Here is a 16,495-nt window from a genome sequence, read left to right as displayed (position 1 = left end):
GCCGCGCGCTTCGTGGCCGCGTCACACCATGGCGCTGGTGCGCAACATGGTCTCGCCTTCCGTTCGCTGACTGGATTTCGCCCACATGCCGCGCGTATCGACCAGGACTTTGCCTGCTATGGCGGCCTTCGGGATGGCACGGAACTCGCGGTGATCTACCAGCATCAGGATCATGTCGCTGGATAGCCCAGCTTCCTGCGATCCCAGAGTGACCATGCTGGACCGCGAGAGTTCCTCCGGCAGCTGCTTGATGTGCGGCTCGATCACCCGCAGCTCGACGTTTGAGCCGATCAGCTGCAGTTCCCTCGCGAGCAGGCTGACGATCTCCACTGCGGGGCTTTCGCGGAAATCGTCGACATCGGCTTTGTAGCTCAGCCCGAAGCAGCCGATCGAACGAATGCCGCCAGCGGCCACGCTCTCCAGCACTTTCCGTACGATCTGGCGTGGCCGCTCGCTGTTGATCCAGCGCGCCTCCCGGATCAGGCGGGCCTTCTCGCCGACCTCGGACACGATAAACCACGGGTCGACAGCGATGCAGTGGCCGCCTACGCCCGGGCCGGGCTTCAGAATGTTAACGCGTGGGTGCAGGTTCGCCAGCGAGATCAGTTCCCACACGTCAATCTGGAGCTGCGCGCAGATTTCAGACAGTTCGTTGGCAAACGCGATGTTCACGTCGCGGAACGAGTTCTCGGTGAGTTTGCAGAGCTCCGCGGTACGGGCGTCCGTGACGACGCAATTGCCAGTGACGAACGAGCTGTAGAACGCCCGGCAGGCTTCGCCGGCGCGCGCGCAAAGCCCGCCGATCACCCGGTTGTTCTCGGTGAGCTCGCGAAGGATCTGTCCGGGCAGCACGCGTTCGGGGCAATGGGCGACCAGGATGTCGCCGCCGTCGCTGCCTTGCCGGGAGCATGTCAGGTCCGGCCGGAAGCTCTCGATCCAGCGCGCCACAAGTTCGGTTGTTCCTACTGGTACGGTCGACTCCAGAATGACCAGCTGCCCCTTCTTGAGCACCGGAGCGATCGCCTGCACGGCCGCGTTCACATAAGTGAGGTCGGGCTTGTAGCCGCCGGCGAACGGGGTCGGCACGGCGATGATGTAGACATTGCCGCTCTGGGGTGTGCCGGTGGCGACGATGCTTCCATTGGCGACCAGTGCGGCAAGGGCCTCCGGCAGGTCGGGCTCGACGATCGGGCACTGGCCGGCATTGATGCTGCCCACCAAAGCGGTGTTGACGTCGACGCCAATGACGCGAAGCCCGCTCCTCGCGATGACGACAGCGGTGGGCAGGCCGATATAGCCGAGGCCGACGACGACACAGGTTCGATCCGTGGATGCATGATTCATGGCTGAAACTCCCTCATCTTGCGGCCAACCAGTATGTCGGCGATGCGGCTCGAAGCACGGCCGTCGCCGTACGGATTCATCCGGCGCGCCATCTGCTGATGTGCGCCGTCAGCGGTGAAGACTCGGCCGACGCGTTCGACGATCGTCGACCGATCGGTGCCGACCAGTTCGACGGTGCCGGCGGCCACGGCCTCGGGGCGTTCGGTGACGTTTCGCGTGACAAATACCGGCTTGCCCAATGATGGCGCTTCTTCCTGGATGCCGCCGCTGTCGGTGAGGATCGCGTGGCTGCGCTTCATCAGGTAGACGAAGGGCAGGTAGTCCAGCGGCTCGACCAGGTGTACGTGCGGGGTACCGCCGAGCGCCTCTCGCACCGGTCCCTGAACGTTTGGGTTGGGGTGGAGCGGATAGACCACCTGCAGGGGATGGGCCCGCGCCAGCTCGGAAATGGCGGCGCAGATCTCCAGCAGCGGCTGGCCGAAATTCTCACGCCGGTGACCGGTCACCAGCAGTAACGGCCGGTGCGGATCGAGGTAGGAGAAGCTGGCGGCGAGGCTGGTGGCGAGGGTCGGATCGCTTTCCACCCGATCGGCCATCATCAGCAGGGCATCGATGACGGTATTGCCGGTGAGATACACGGCATCGCGCTGCGCTCCTTCGCGCAGCAGGTTGCCGCGCGTCTCGGTAGTGGGGGTGTAGTATTGGTCGGCGATGACGTCGATCAGGCGCCGATTGACCTCCTCCGGCCAGGGCTGCGAGGGGTCACCGGATCGCAGCCCAGCCTCGACGTGTCCAACGGGTATCTTCTGGTAGAACGCCGCCAGCGCGGCGGCCATCGCGGTCGCCGTATCGCCGTGCACCAGAACGCGATCCGGCCGCCACTCGTCGAGCACAGCAGAGAGCCCGGTGAGCACGGCCGTGGTGATCTGCTCGAGCCCCTGCGCTTTGGTCATGATGTCGAGGTCGTAGTCGGGACGAACCTCGAAGAGCTCGAGCGCCTGGTCCAGCATCTGCCGATGCTGTGCGGTGACGCAGACGCGAACCTCCAGCGCGGGCTCGGCCTTAAGCGCCTTGACCAGCGGCAGCATCTTGATGGCTTCCGGACGCGTGCCGAAGACGACGAGGATCCGGGTGGCCATCAGCCGTGCTCCGGCGTTGCTGGGCTGCCGAGGGATTGGTTTCCCACAGCGCTCTTCATTCGACATCCTGTCGATCGGGTGCCGCGACCGGAGATCCCGAACGCGCTTCGGCGACTTGGCTCAGCGTGTCGGCCATCACCCGCGCCAAGTTTGAGCGCTCATAGCGACGTGCTGCCGCGATGCCATGGCGCGACAGCTCGGACCGGCGCGATGGATTCCTGGCAAGCTCGAGAATGCCTGCCACCAGGGCATCGGCATCTTCCGAGCCGAACGGCAGCCCGACGTCTTCGTTGCGTACGATGTCAGCGGATTCTCCAGCGACGCCGTGCAGCACCGGAATACCCATCGCCATGCACTCGAACAGCTTGGAGGGGATGACGCTATGGAACAGCGGGTCGTTCCGCAGATGGATTACCGCGATGTCGATCAGCGACCAGAATCGCACTACCTCGTCGCGCGACACGCTGTCGAGGAATTGCACGTTGGGCAGCCCCCTCGCGGCCGCCTCGGCCTTGAGCGCTGGTTTTTCGGCGCCATCGCCAAGGAATACAAAGGCGACTTGGTGTGCCTCAGGGTGGTCACGCAGCTGCTCGGCTGCCCGCAGCAGCGTCGACAGGCCATGCGCCATGCCATGCGTGCCGACATAGCCCAGCACCAGCTTTCCCTCGAGCCCAAGCTGCCGGGCCAGCGGCAGGTCGCGCGGGCGGGGCTGGAAGCGGGAGAGGTCCGCGCCATTAGTGACGACGCTGATCTTGGCCGGTGGGATCCCGCGACGGACCAAGTCCTCGCGGAATGAGTTCGTCACGCTGACGATGTGGGCGGCGCGGTGATAGAGGAAGAGTTCGAGTTGCTCGAGCCAATCCAGCACCCGCGAGCTCTTCATCGCGCCCACGGCCTTGATAGAGGCTGGCCACAGGTCGCGCAGCTCGAACACGTAAGGTTTGAGGCGCATCAGGCTGACGACGAAGGCGGCGCATGGCGTGAACAGCTGCGGCGAGGTGGCGACAATCACATCGGCCCTGCCGACAAAAACGCTGCCCAGAATCGCGGAGACCATAAAGCTCACATAGTCGAGGGTGCGCCTGAGGAAGCCTTCATTGGCGGTGATGTAGGTCCAGACCCGCACCACCTGGATGCCGGCCATTTCCTCGCGCGACCAGAGGCGGTTGCGATAGCCTTCGAACAACTGCCCCCGTGGGAAGTTGGGCGCCCCCGTAATCACCGTCACCTGGTGGCCCAGTTGGACCCACTCCCGACAATGCTCGAACGTGCGCGATGCAGGCGCGTTCACCTCGGGTGGGAAGTTGTCGGTGAGAAACAGGATGCGCATCAGTCCCACTCGAAAACGGCGCGACGGTGGACCATCGCTTGACCAACATCATCGATGCTAGGCATGGGCAGCGAGGACGTTGTGGTAGAAATCCAGAGTCTGCTGAACTATGCGCCTCACGCCGTAGCGTTCGCGGGCGGCGGCAGCGATAGCCCCCCTGTCCCAATGATGCTCTAGCGCTGAACGGACCAAGTCGGCGTTTGTACTTAGGTCATGCGAGAGAAACAGCCCGTCCACGCCTGAACTGATCATATGCGCCATGCCAAACGCCTGAGGCGCCAATACAGGGACACCTCGGCCATGTGCTTCCGCGATTGCCATCGGCGAATTCTCTTGGAGGGAGGTGACTAAGAGGATCGATGCCGTATCAAGTACTTGTATGAGATCCTGAGTGGCAAGCGCGCCAAGGAACTCAACATTGCCCCCAACTCCTCGATATCGAACAAAATCCAGGCATTCTTCATAGTAAAATTTGTCGATGTAATTACCGCAAATAGAGATCGTTACTGACGGGTCCGTCTCTATTACCTTCGCGGCGATCCGCAACGCACCCAATGTGTTCTTTAGTCTGCCAACTCGGCCGACAGTGACGATGCGACGTGATTGACCGCCAGCAGGGTGTCGCGCTGACAGGCAGAAGGAGGGATCCACCGGGTTGGGTATCGCGATGCGATTGAGCAGCGAAACATCGGCAAGGGCCTCTTCCACATACTGATTCACGATGATTACGTTTTCGATACTCCGCCTACTTGATGCCTCGATGTGGCGGACTAACCCAGCGAGGGCGCGGCGAGCGATGATGTTCCAGATATCTCTATTTCCCGAGGCAACCAGGTCTAACTCCGCTATGCCGTGTACAGTCAGTACGCGCGGCGTGCTAATCTTTCGCCCGAGGCCAGCGAGACCATGGAGGTGAACGAGGTCCACGCCGATGGCTGTGACCGCTCGCTGCACGCGTCTTGCGTCAACATTCCAGTATCGCAGGACGCCCGGGCCTAGTCCGCGCCGAAGGTAGATCGTCCGACATCCATGGTTCTGGGTTTCCAGATCTCGCGTTGCGCTCGGCACGACAAGAGTCATGTCGACATGCTTGCTCAGCTCTGGAAGGAGGGTGTCGATGACGCGTTCGACCCCACCAGTTATTGGCTGTCCTGGTTCCGGGTAGGGCCCCACCAGTGCCACCTTCATGTCAGTATCTTCCGAGCGAGAAGCAGCGCCAGAAGGAGCTCGCAGCTTACCATTGCTACGGCAACGTAAGACACTACCGCCAGGAGCGACGGGGGGACAAAGACGCTCATTAGAAACAGAGATGCCAGTCGCAGGAGTGAGACTGCCGCGTTCAACTCCGGTATGCCCCTGGTGTGAACGCTCAAGCTGTAAAGACCGATCGTTGCCGTCGTGGCGTACCCGATGAACGACACGAGGAAGCTCGGAACAATTTCTGGATACTTGCTTCCGTAAAGAAGCTGCACCACTACAGCAAGAACGAACCCCACAACGACCAGTGACGCCAACAGACCGGCGATGTATACTAAGCCGCCCCGGCTCCACAACGCGCGCTCCAATCTCCCGTCGCTAGTCAACATCATGGGCAGCAACACGCTACGCAAGGAAAAAAAGATAAGGTTTATTGCTCCAGAGAAGGTCAGGATCACGCCATATGTAGCGATGGTTAGTTTGTTATTTCCGGACAACAGCATAAGCTGCGGGGCGTAGGGTAGAGCTACAAAGGACATTGCGGAGACATATACGTATGCCGAGTAGCGGGCCATTCCCCAGGTCCACGCGAACCGTGCTGAGACCGACCCCGTCAACAGCCTAGTCGAACTCGACCAACACGCTGCCACTAGGGGTATCGCGTATATGGCCACAGCTATGAGGACGGGTTCAGGCCGCAGCACCACCGCTGCCAATCCAGCGGTCAGACGTAGTAACGCGAAGGCAATATTGGAGCGCAGAAAGCTTCTGTAGTCCTGACGAGCCTGATCCGTTGCTCTGGCGCCGTTCCAGACATTCATCAGTGCGCCAAGAATGAGTCCCAAACCCAGCTCTCTTGCCGTCAGAAGCCAGAGCACGGTGCCGGCAATGCAGGCGATGGGAATAAGCGCAAGTCGTATCACAAATGCAGTCGAGAACACGCCCTCGTCCCGTGTCGTCCCGAACTGCCTTGTTGTTGTTGTCGACAGACCCAGGTCGAGGATCGCGCTCGACAGCATCGTCCCCGCAACGATCAGGCTCAAGGAGGCAAACTGCGCCGTGGGGAGAACCAAGGCGGAGGCCGCCAAGAGGACGAAGGTGCCAGCCTGTATTAGGACAGTGATGAAGAGCACCTGACTCGAGCGGCGGCCTACCTCCGTGAGCAGGCGTCCAAGCGAACCGCTAGCCGGAGCGGGAGCGGGAGCGATCATTCTGATAGCGCTTCGTCATAGAGCGAGAGGATGTTCGCCGAATAATCTCGACGGTTGCCTGCTACGCCCTCGCGGTCCACTGCGCGCAATCTCCTTACGAAGTCCGCGATGTCCCTCGAGCGAAAGAGAACGGTGCCCACGGGCCGTTCTGCTGCGTCAGACGCGATACAGGGTTTTCCGTACCACTGAGCCTCACGGAGGGACACTGCGTCCCCATCAGTGTTAGTGGGCCGGGCGAACACGTCACAGTGTTGAAGAACCGCGGGGAAGGAAACCTCTCCCACGACAAATTTGACGATGTCACCGAGACCGGCCGTCTGAACATCGTGTCGCAAGGATGAGAGATAGTCGACCTCAGGGCCATCTCGGGACAAACAAACGATCGCAGAGTAGCATGACCGGATCGCCGCATCGTCGAACGCCTGTACGATCATGTCGATGCCATACAGGTCCGCCCCCTCGAAGAATGATACTTTCGAGGCATTGGCCGCGATCACGCGCCGGCCGCTAGCGGATTGCGCATCGAACCAGCTCACAATGTCAGCAGGCAGTGGAGGTTCATCACGCTCTGTTGGGGCGATGAAGGCCGGTATGATCGTTGTGTTCCCGCCAATGGCAGCTGCTACCGCTTGGCTGACACAAACCGTTCGATGACCTAGCCTGCTCGATGCTCGCAGTGCCAAAAGAGCCAAACGCGACCCCCTCGCGGAGTGTACCGTGTGGACGACCCGCAGACCGCAGGCCCGGGCAACGATCGTGTGCATCAGTCGGGCAAAGTGATTGAAACTGTGGATGTGAACCAACTCATGGCGGCGGAAGGCGCCCACATAGCTCCAAGGGAGCATCCGCCGAACGTTCCTCACGCCGGCGGTCTGTGGCTTGGACTCATCGAGGAGGCTGTGGGGGACACCGCTTCTCTTGAGCAATGCGGACAGCCGAAGCAGGTGCACGGAAATGCCACCTGTTGGGGGGGGGATAGGCCCCACCAGCAGCAGGCGACCCGACCGGTGTCCGCGCTTGGGACTCACGTTTGCCCCAAGGTGCGGCTCGAGGCACCTACCTGCATCACGGCCCTATCTTGCGCCTTTACGGTCGCCGAAATCAGCCCGAGCACGATAGCAAACACCAAATTGTCGTACCTCGTGGCAAGTGCCGAGTGAGTTGCCATCAGATCTGCAGCCAGTACACCCAGGCAGGTTAACTCAACTGCCCACAGCCGATACTTGATGCAGGCCCCGATGGCCGTCGCGAACGCCGCAATCAAGAGAAGCGCCGGCACCGGACCGCCTTCGTTCCAAAGCATCAGGACGGAGTTGTGCGCACCCATCCATTCCCCGTTCTCGAACAACCCGCCCACCATGTAATGGGCAGTTCCCAACCCATCGCCCAGGAAAGACTGTTGCGCTGCCCGCTCCGCCGCCATCGACCAGAGAATTGTGCGACGCGTCGTGGTCGTTTCATTGATCTGACCGCCGAGTATGTCAGCTACCGCAAGGATGCGACCCCGCTGATATGAGTCGAACTCGACGTACTGCTGCTCGGCAATGCCAGTTAGAACGACCCGTGGATCCTGGATGACAGCAACCACCGCTACCGCGCAGATCAGCGCTACCGCGATAGCCGGACCTTTCAGGTTCCGCACCAGATGCCAGGCGAACAGGATGACCACCAGTGACATGCCGGTTTTAGACAAGGTGAGAAGAACCGACCCGGTCGCCATCAGAAGCGTTGCGATCTGCACCGGCAAGCGCCGGAAGGGTAGGGCAAGCGTCAGGACCAGTGCAAATACTGCAGCCATTGCTGCTTCGTTGGGGTTTGCAAAGAACCCGCCCGCGCGTTGCTCCGATGAGAAGGGAAGATTGACATAGAACTCGTAGAGGATCGGCGAGAACCAGACAGACGTGGCAGCAACGATAAGAGCGTTGCGCGTGAATGTGAGGAATGCGGTCCTCGCCACGCCCTCCAAGCTCGTGATGTACCCAACGATCGCCCAGGTGAGGACAATTGTGGCGCCATAGGTCGCATAGTACTTTTCTGGAGCGTAGGGGGTCGACGCGGCCCCCGTTGTTAGACCGGCCAGCAACAGATAGCTGGCGATCGAGGCCACAAACAGCAGGAAAGACAGATGGCCGGCGGTGCGGCCGCGGCGCCAGATAAGCAGCAGGCACGCTGCAAGCATCACCAGCGAGGCCGCCTGCTCGATGCCCAGGGCCATGGAAAAGACGCCGTTCAAGTTCAAGGCGCAGATCACTACGATTGCCTTGGCCGCCAAATCGACGCTGGGCTCAGTGTCGCCTGGCAAAAGGCGCTGTGGGAGCGGTCTCAACAAATCCACTCTCACCTCGCCCCAAACCCCGACAAAACTATCCCTACCGTCCTGAACACGATCAGCAGGTCCAGCCAGGGCGAGAAGTTCTTGATGTAGTAGAAATCGTAGTGGAGCTTGTCGCGGATCTGGTCGACGTCCGTGACGTGACCCTGGTTTACCTGGGCCCAGCCGCTGATGCCGGGGCGAACGATGTGGCGGTAGCGGTAGAAGGAGAGCTCCTTCTCGTACCATTGCGCCAGGGGCAGTGCTTCGGGCCGCGGGCCGATCCAGCTCATTTCGCCGCGCAGGATATTTATGAGCTGCGGCAGCTCGTCGATGCGCGTGCGCCTGAGAAAGCGGCCGAGCGGGGTGATGCGCTCATCACCTTCAAGGGTGATCGCACGCTGGCGACGATCGCCCGTGATGTCGCGGTCGACATACATGGTTCGGAACTTGTAGACGCGGAAGGGATGTCCGCGAAAGCCGACCCTGGTCTGCCGGAAAATGGCAGGGCCTGGAGATTCAAGCCGGATGGCCAGGCCGACGAGCACCAGCCCTGGCAAGAGCAGCACCAGCGCGAGCAGTGCGGTGATCCAGTCCAGGCCCTGCTTGATCTTCAGATAGAGGCCGTCGGGATTGATCGATCCCAAGGTGTTCTCGGACAGGCGCATGATCTCGAGCCGTCCGGTCAGCGACTCCTTGATCTGCTTGACGTGAAAGATGCGGATCCCGGCAAGGGCGCAATCAGCGATGAACCGCTCCCAGTGCTGATCGAGGTCCTGCCGCAAATCCACGACCAGCCCGCTGAGCCGCCCTTGCGGGAGGGTGGGCGTTTCGAGCGGCAGCCAATCCACCTCGCGGATGCCAGCGAGAGTATCGACCTCGCCGCCCGGAACGATCGCCAGGCGCACCGTGCGATAGCGGCGATAGAGGGCGTGGGCGACAAAGACCCACAGGACCGTCAGGGCGAAGCTGGCGGGAAACAGGTAGCGATTGTATTCGAGGCGAAGCATCAGCAGAGCTGCCAGCACCAGGAGGAAGCTCACCAGCAGGGCCGGCACGCAGTAGATGCTCTCTTCGACGCCCGGCAACTTGGCCAGCTGCCTCAGCCCAAGCAGCCCCAGGGTGATGGCGATGGTCGTCGCGACGATGGTGCTGACCTGCTCGGGCAGCAACCAGCCCTGGACATTCGGTCCCCAACGCAAGGCGACCGGGATGATGACCCCGAAGAACAGGGCGCCGGCGAGCTGGACACGGGTGCGCCCCAGCTGGCTCAGCAGCCAGCTAACGGAAGAGACTCCGCCAGCCCCGTCGTGAATTTCCGCAGATTTTGCCGCATCCTGCGTCATTCATCAGTATCTCCTCAATTGAGCAGCTCGACGCCTTTGGATACCGCCGCGACACGAGAGAGTGGCCGTTCAGCTCATGAGGCAGTGTAGTATCCGGCGTATTTGCCCGCGTAGGCGGACCTGGAAATCTCCTGCTGATTCAGTACCGCGAGGATCTCTGCTTCCGGTTTCTTGGCGCCCTGGAGCAGCGTCACCGCGTGGCGAACATCGTGCTGGGAGGTACTCGCCCAGCGCACTACAAACACAATCGCGTCGGCGTGCTTCACAAGATACAACCCATCGACCACGGGCCCAACAGGCGGTGTATCAAGAATAATTATATCAAAGGTAGTCCGCGCCGCACTAATGAGGCGGGCGAATGTGGTGCTAGAAAGCAGCGAATCTGTGGCAATATCACTACGACGCGCACCCAGCACCACCTGCGCACCACTCTCATCATCGACTGTCATGATGGAAGGTAGCGCGTCCTCCTTCACGGCGTGACTGAGATATTCCAACAATCCGGTGGATGGCTCGAGGCCCAGCTGCCGATGAATGCTGGGTTTTCTGAGATCGCAGTCGATCAACAGGGTCTTGTGTCCGGCCAGCGCATAGGCGCGCATGATGGACAGAGCCAGCGTGGATTTGCCTTCGCCCGGAGAGGCGGAGGACACCATGATCACGATGCCGCCGGCCGCCGGCTGGCCCGCCTGGCTGCGTTGCAGCGCCTGATCGATGCCGACGCGGATGCGCCGCACGGATTCGGCGAAGATCGAGAGCGGGCTCGACACCATGTGTTCGCCGATGCCGCCCTCCCCGGCGCCGATCCGTGCCTCTTTCTGCCGGGGTACGGCCGAGATCACCGGGCCGCGCAGGAAAGAGTGCAGCTGGGCCTCGCTGGTGAAGCCGCCGACGAAGTTCTCCCGGAGGAACGCAAGGCCCACGCCGAGGCCGAGCGCGGCGAGCCCCGCGAGCGTCAGAATTTGCCGCGGATTGGGAAAGGAAGGCTCGGAGGGCGGCAGCGTCTGGGAGACGACGCGACTGTCAGCCACCTGGAGGTAGGCCTGGGCCTCCAGCTCGCGCAGGCGCGACAGCAGCGTCTGATACTGCGTTCGCGCGATCTCGGCGTTCTGCTGCAGTTCGTAGATGTTGGTCAGCACTGCAGGCGGCAGGTCGGACGACAGGATGCTGGTGCGCAACTGCGTGCGGACATCGGAGGCTTGTGACTGATAGGTGGCCACGCGCTGCCGCATGGTCGTCAGTTCCTCGGTGGTGGAGCTTTCGAGCTGACTGTCGAGTTTGGCGACTTCGGCGCGCAGGTCGATCGACTGCTGCGAGCCGTCCACCGTGTCGGCGAGGCTGCTCACCAGCTGCTGGCGCTGGGCGGCGAGCGCGCTGATGGCCTGCGAACCGAGGTTCGCCGATACCGCCGCCCAGTCGCGCTGCTCGAGGCTGCGCTGCACCAGGTCGGTCATGGCCACATCCCTGGCCCGGCTGGCCCCGATCTCCTTGAGCTGCGCGCGCAGGGCGGCGAGATCCGTGCGGCCCGTCTCCTCGGTGATGGTGTCGATATTGTCTTCGACGAACTTGTCGAAGGCGCCTTCGGACTCGGCCACAGCGGTGCTTGCTCCGGCGATCCGGCTCTGGATGATGTCGCGCGACGCCAGCGTGGAGCGGATTTTCGCGTCGAGCTGCACCTTGATGTAGGCGGCGGCGACCGCGTTGGCGATCCTGGCTGCCGTCGCCGGGTCGGGGGAGCGCGCCTGAATGGCCAGCATGAAGGTAAGGCCGCGACGCTGCACGGTAATGCTCTCGCGCAGCTTGGCCATCACGCTCTGCAGAGCTTCATCGCCGGTGGGAAGCTTCGGTTCGGCGATGCGGAAGAAGCCGAGCACCGTATCGCGCCAGCCCAGACGCACCCCGAACTCGGGGTCATCGATGAGGTTTTCGTCCTCGATGGTTTGCAGCAGGGTCGCTTCCGACTTCGCCAGCTCGACTTCGCTGTCGACCCGGGCGCTTTCGCCCGCCCCACTGCCAAGCTGGACGTTCGGATCCAGCAAGTCCTTGCGGCTGGGATCGACCAGTACAAGTGTGCTGGCGGTGTATATCGGCTTCATCGTGAACACGGCGGCGGTCGCAACCACCAGCACGGCCAGGACCGTTATCGCAATCAATTTAGCTTGCCGGCGCAGCAATCCGAGAATGCTACGAAGATCAAAACCTTGGTCGTTCATTGGGTTCAAGCACCACTTGTTGCCACCCTCGTACGTCCGGCCTTTTGGACTTTGGCGGATAGAGAACTCTGCGGTCGATACTATGTCGTTAAGCCGGAGCCGAGGATGCGCGCCTGCACCGAGAAAGACTGTGGCTGATTCTCTCGGCTTAGGCGAACTGCAGACAGCCGTCCGCTAAGATACGCCCCAGTATCGACGGAAATGCGGTGATCCCCGAAAACTACGTCGGCAGTTGGCGTATGGCCGTGCACCACCGTCTTTGCGAACTCGGAGTAGCCCACTGCCGGATCGTTACGTATCCAAAGCAGATCATCGGGGTGCTGTTGCTCAATCGCGACCCCCGTGCGCAAGCCGGCGTGGGTGAAAGCATAGCTGGGCGTGGTGAAGAGGAGCGGCAGGCGGGCGAGAAAATCGATGTGCTCCACCGGAACATGGCTATGGACCAGATCGCGAAGGGCGGAGCGAGACCGGGCAGCCGCTTCAAGCGACGCTGCGGAAATACCGTAGGACTGCAGCGTTTCGGCCCCGCCGAACCCCAACCAGGATGAATTCGGCGACGGCTGCTCGAGATAGCGCAGCATCGCAACCTCATGATTGCCGGCGATGCAGATCCGCTGGATGCCGGCCGGCAGCGGGGCCATGAGATGGTCGAGGACACCCGCGGACTGCGGGCCGCGATCGACATAGTCGCCCAGCATCACGAACCATTTCGAGCCCGGTCGTCTGGTCGCGTCCTCAATCAGCAGTTGCTCGAGCCCTCTGAGGAGGTCGAGACAGCCGTGAACGTCGCCGACCGCGTAAATGGTGTCCGCTTCGGTCTCGAGGTGCAGCACCTCGAAGCCCGCGGCGCGTCGAACGGGGCGTGAGCGCGGGCGGGCGAGCAGCTCCTGCAGGTATCTAAGCATGATGCCGACGCTGCTCGCCGACGCCCAGGCCGGCGCCGATCGCGAGAAAGACGATGGCGATGAAGGTGAAGGCGACAGCCTGAATCTCCAGGCTGAAGTCGACGGCCGAGTGCACGGCAACGACCGCAATCACCCCAATTGCAGCAAGTCGAGGCGCGCCGGCAGCGCCGCGGGACGCCGACCGCACCAGTCGCAGGGCCGCCGCTGCGACAATGAACAGGGGCAGGCTACCGAACAGAAAACCGAGCTCCACCCACAGCGACAGGTAGGTGGAATGCGCCTTGTTCCACACCACATCGGGGCTGACCGGGAGCTGATGGAACAAGGGGAACGCAAGCTCGAAGGTGCCGGCGCCGTAGCCGACCCACGGGCTCGACAGGATCATGCCCCAGACCTGCCGGTAGAGATCGGCCCTCACATCACCGGCCGTTTCGAGCGAGCCGACGCGTTCGAGCAGGCCGCTGCCATTGAGGACAAGCAAGCCGAGGGTGGCGACCAGCAAGGCCGAAAGAGCGATGAGCCACACCGTGGCGCGGCGGCGGAAGAGAGCCAGGACCGTCACCGAGAGGGCGCCGATCAGGCCGGCGAAGAAACCCATTCGGGATTGCGTTGCCACGAGGGCGGCCCCTATCACGAAGAGCCCCGCAGCGATCAGCGCGATGGCAGCAACCTTGCGATGGCGGTTCTGACCCGCTTCGCCCTCGAGGTGCCCGACTGCCAGCGCCACCCCCAGGGCGAGCCCGAGGGACAGGTAGGTTGCATAGCTGTTGCGATTGACGAACGGCCCGGTTGCGACCGTCTGGGGCGATCTCGGCAGGCCAAGGATGTCGATCAACTGGCCTTGCAGGACGAGACCGAGCAGCGCGTAAGCGACAATGATCAGGAAGATGCCGATCAACACCCGGTTGGCGCGGCCACCGCGAAAACCGATCTGCAGGCACAGCAGCGCCAGCAGACCGTATGAGGCGAACTGGAGAAGCGTCAGGCTGGTGGTTGCAGGGTCGAGGCTGATGCTGGACGGCCAGAACTCAGGGCCGATGGGAAGGACCCGCGGCGGTGCGAGCCCCACAATGCCCAGCGGCAGAGTCTGCACGGCAACGAAAAGCACGAGCAGCATGAATGGAATCGTGAGTTCGGGCAGGCGCAGCGGTTGCACGCGCAGCGCGCTCCCGTTGGCGCGCAACGACAGGAAGTACACCACGCCGATACCGCCGAGCAGCACCCCCCAGGCGGCCCAGAAGGCAGGCCGGTTACTGCCGAGAGGCAACGGGGACAAACCCAGCACGAGCAGCAGCGCCCAGCCAAGCTTGTTGTTGGTATCGTCACGATGCATCGGGACAGGATGCTGACGCGGTTTCCGGGTGGCCTGGTCGAGCAGCATGGTCATGCTTGAACTTGCTCCAGTTAGCGCACGGCGGCAGCTGTCGGAGTCCGCGACGCGATCTCGTTGCGCAGGGCGGCGATGAAGCGCTTCTGCTGCTCCATGGGCAGTTTCTCGACGATCGCCGTGATGCGCCCCCGAAAGCTCTCCACCGCGGCATAGCGGCGGGCAATCGTCCGTATCCCGCGCTGGCTCATGACCAGCAGCCGCAGGTCGGCCTCGTGACCGGCAAACGCGATCGGCTGAAGGAGCGACAGGTGATCTTCGCCCAGCTTGACGCGCAGCTCGGCCAGCCACTGCTCCGTCGGGGCGACGGCGCGCGCGCTCGCCAAAGCGCGACTGAGTTCTGCAGCATCGCTCCGCTCGGCGGCCATCAGCGCCTCCACATAGTGGGCATAGGAGTAGACCGGCGATGCCTGAGCGAAGCCGGATGCCGCGGCGGCGCAGGTTGCAACGGCAGCGGTGCGCAGGTCGGTCCGCAGCGAAAGCCCGAACAGCGAACTCGCGACCTGAACGCAATCATCGAGAACAAGATCGTGCGCCGGACGCGAGAGCCCCGGATGGAGATTTCCGTTGGCCAGGGTCTGCACCCTTTGGGCGAGCCCACTGCCGGCGAACAGGTACGGGCCCGTTTCGGCCAACAGCGCATAGGCCGATCCGCCGGCGAGGAGCAGTGAAGTGAGCGAAAGCACCAACAACCCAGGCGAGCTGCGAGTCCGTCGATCTGTCATTCTTGCGGCCTTTGTTGCCTCGTCCTCATAAGGAAATAACTGTTAAGAACCAAACAACTTACATTGGTTCAGCTTGGCAATTCTTCCTTCTCCGAGTGGCGCTGCGAGTGTCGCGCTTCGTCATGAACATTGACCTTGGCGGGTACCTCCGGTACCTTATCGCTATCTTATGGAGATCTTTGCCATGCGAAAGATACTTGGAACGCTTGCCGTCGCTACCATGGTGACGGTTGCCGCGATAGCCCCCGCCGGCGCCCAAAGCGTCGTGACGAGTGTTTCAATCGCAGAGGTAATAGCCAGCTGCCACGCCCAGGGGAACGACCAGGCGTGCATCGCGGCTGTTCAGGCCTATATCGCTGACGTCAAAGCTGCTGGCTTGCCGGCTGACCAGACCGATGCGCTCTTCGCGCAGTTGGTCGTCGAACTCGGTTCGGTGGCCTCGAGCCTCCCCGCCGATGTGCGCGCACGCGTGGCGGACGCGATCAATCTTATCGCCAACGAAATTGCAGACCCCGACCTGGCAAACCGTTTGCAGGTGGCGGCTGCCAATGTCGAAGCCGGCATCGACATCGGTGCGGGCGACGTCGAGGCAAGCCCGGCATAAGTCGTCGCGTCCGGCACGCGGGTTTCCTCAAGGCCCCGTCACCCCCGCCGCTACGCGGCGACCTCTCAAAAGGAGGTGGCGCTTGGGCTGGATCGTGCACCACATTGTGCGGTAACGCACGGTTAAGCCTGATTGGCGGCTCGCACCCCGCATTTACCAAGCGTAATCCCTGCTGCGCCTAGCGTTGCTCCCATAGATCAGGTCCGCAGAAGCGGACCTCTCGATGGGGGCATTGAGAATGAACCGGATCGGCGGATTGTTTCGCCATGGGCTGCTGGCCGCAGCCATCGTCGCGCTGCCGGTCAGCGGCTGCAGCTCGGCGGGAATGAGCACCTTCGGCAGCAACAAGCTCGCCGTCGCCGAGATCTCCAATATCGAGACCTATACCGCAGAAGGCGCGCTGGCCGAAGCCCGGGCGCATTTCCGCAACGACAATTTCGGCTACTCCGCGGCGTTCTATAAACGCGCGGTCGAGCTGGCCCCCGACAAGGCCGAGGGCTATGTCGGACTCAGCGCCTCTTACGACCGGCTCGGCCGGTTCGACCTGTCAGACCGGGTCTACGCCTCGCTCTACCAGATGACCGGCGGCACGGCGCAGTACTACAACAATGTCGGCTATTCCTACCTCTTACGCGGCAGCCTCAGCGAAGCGCTGAAGAGCTTCCGCAAAGCGCAGAAGCTCGAGCCCGACAACCTGGTGGTCGCCAACAACATCCAGATCCTGGAGCGCGCCGCGGCCGAGGCGCGCGCCTGACGCCAGCTCGCCGAAAAGCCAGAGGGCGG

At 62.4% G+C, this 16,495-nt stretch carries 14 protein-coding genes; 2 read left to right on the top strand and 12 right to left on the bottom strand.

Annotated features, from left to right (window positions below; all coding sequences use genetic code 11):
• Window positions 1–21: 21 nt before the first annotated feature.
• From wecC to AC1ROK_RS03055, 12 genes are all read right to left on the bottom strand, one after another.
• Complete coding sequence (wecC, locus tag AC1ROK_RS03110) at window positions 22–1,344, bottom strand: UDP-N-acetyl-D-mannosamine dehydrogenase (protein ID WP_492843733.1); 1,323 nt, start codon at window positions 1,342–1,344, stop codon at window positions 22–24.
• Window positions 1,341–2,483 carry a non-hydrolyzing UDP-N-acetylglucosamine 2-epimerase gene (gene wecB / locus AC1ROK_RS03105; RefSeq protein ID WP_492843731.1) on the bottom strand — a complete coding sequence of 381 codons (1,143 nt, stop codon included), beginning with the start codon at window positions 2,481–2,483 and terminating at the stop codon, window positions 1,341–1,343. Before wecB ends, wecC begins: the two co-directional genes overlap by 4 nt.
• 55 nt (window positions 2,484–2,538) lie before the next feature.
• The gene (locus tag AC1ROK_RS03100; RefSeq protein WP_492843729.1) at window positions 2,539–3,813 is read right to left on the bottom strand and encodes a glycosyltransferase family 4 protein; all 1,275 of its coding nucleotides are present in this window, start codon (window positions 3,811–3,813) and stop codon (window positions 2,539–2,541) included.
• Between the two features lie 57 nt (window positions 3,814–3,870).
• Entirely contained in the window at window positions 3,871–5,001 is a 1,131-nt protein-coding gene (locus AC1ROK_RS03095; protein ID WP_492843727.1) for a glycosyltransferase family 4 protein, read from the bottom strand.
• Complete coding sequence (locus AC1ROK_RS03090) at window positions 4,998–6,143, bottom strand: hypothetical protein (RefSeq protein ID WP_492843725.1); 1,146 nt, start codon at window positions 6,141–6,143, stop codon at window positions 4,998–5,000. Before AC1ROK_RS03090 ends, AC1ROK_RS03095 begins: the two co-directional genes overlap by 4 nt.
• Before the next feature lie 74 nt (window positions 6,144–6,217).
• Window positions 6,218–6,913, bottom strand: a complete 696-nt coding sequence (locus AC1ROK_RS03085) for a glycosyltransferase (protein WP_492843723.1) — start codon at window positions 6,911–6,913, stop codon at window positions 6,218–6,220.
• A gap of 332 nt (window positions 6,914–7,245) precedes the next feature.
• Window positions 7,246–8,556: a hypothetical protein gene (locus AC1ROK_RS03080; protein ID WP_492843721.1), complete on the bottom strand. Its 1,311-nt coding sequence runs from the start codon at window positions 8,554–8,556 to the stop codon at window positions 7,246–7,248.
• A 2-nt stretch (window positions 8,557–8,558) separates the two neighbouring features.
• Complete coding sequence (locus tag AC1ROK_RS03075; RefSeq protein WP_492843719.1) at window positions 8,559–9,878, bottom strand: sugar transferase; 1,320 nt, start codon at window positions 9,876–9,878, stop codon at window positions 8,559–8,561.
• 74 nt (window positions 9,879–9,952) lie between these two features.
• Window positions 9,953–12,091: a GumC family protein gene (locus AC1ROK_RS03070; protein WP_492843717.1), complete on the bottom strand. Its 2,139-nt coding sequence runs from the start codon at window positions 12,089–12,091 to the stop codon at window positions 9,953–9,955.
• An 80-nt stretch (window positions 12,092–12,171) separates the two neighbouring features.
• Window positions 12,172–12,996 carry a metallophosphoesterase family protein gene (locus AC1ROK_RS03065; RefSeq protein ID WP_492843715.1) on the bottom strand — a complete coding sequence of 275 codons (825 nt, stop codon included), beginning with the start codon at window positions 12,994–12,996 and terminating at the stop codon, window positions 12,172–12,174.
• Window positions 12,989–14,383: an O-antigen ligase family protein gene (locus AC1ROK_RS03060; protein WP_492843713.1), complete on the bottom strand. Its 1,395-nt coding sequence runs from the start codon at window positions 14,381–14,383 to the stop codon at window positions 12,989–12,991. The genes AC1ROK_RS03065 and AC1ROK_RS03060 overlap by 8 nt, the downstream gene beginning before the upstream one ends.
• A gap of 17 nt (window positions 14,384–14,400) precedes the next feature.
• Window positions 14,401–15,069, bottom strand: coding sequence for a hypothetical protein (locus tag AC1ROK_RS03055; protein ID WP_492843711.1), 669 nt, complete (start codon window positions 15,067–15,069; stop codon window positions 14,401–14,403).
• A gap of 223 nt (window positions 15,070–15,292) precedes the next feature.
• Between AC1ROK_RS03055 and AC1ROK_RS03050 the strand changes: the two genes are divergently transcribed.
• Both AC1ROK_RS03050 and AC1ROK_RS03045 read left to right on the top strand, forming a co-directional pair.
• Window positions 15,293–15,712 (top strand): hypothetical protein, encoded by a 420-nt coding sequence (locus AC1ROK_RS03050; protein WP_492843709.1) that lies wholly within the window; start codon window positions 15,293–15,295, stop codon window positions 15,710–15,712.
• Between the two features lie 238 nt (window positions 15,713–15,950).
• Window positions 15,951–16,466: a tetratricopeptide repeat protein gene (locus AC1ROK_RS03045; protein WP_492843707.1), complete on the top strand. Its 516-nt coding sequence runs from the start codon at window positions 15,951–15,953 to the stop codon at window positions 16,464–16,466.
• Window positions 16,467–16,495 lie beyond the last annotated feature (29 nt).

This window comes from Devosia sp. GW821-FHT12F11, assembly GCF_058806655.1.
The sequence above is the reverse complement of the archived record's forward strand: the minus strand, read 5'-3'. Positions and strand labels throughout refer to the sequence as shown.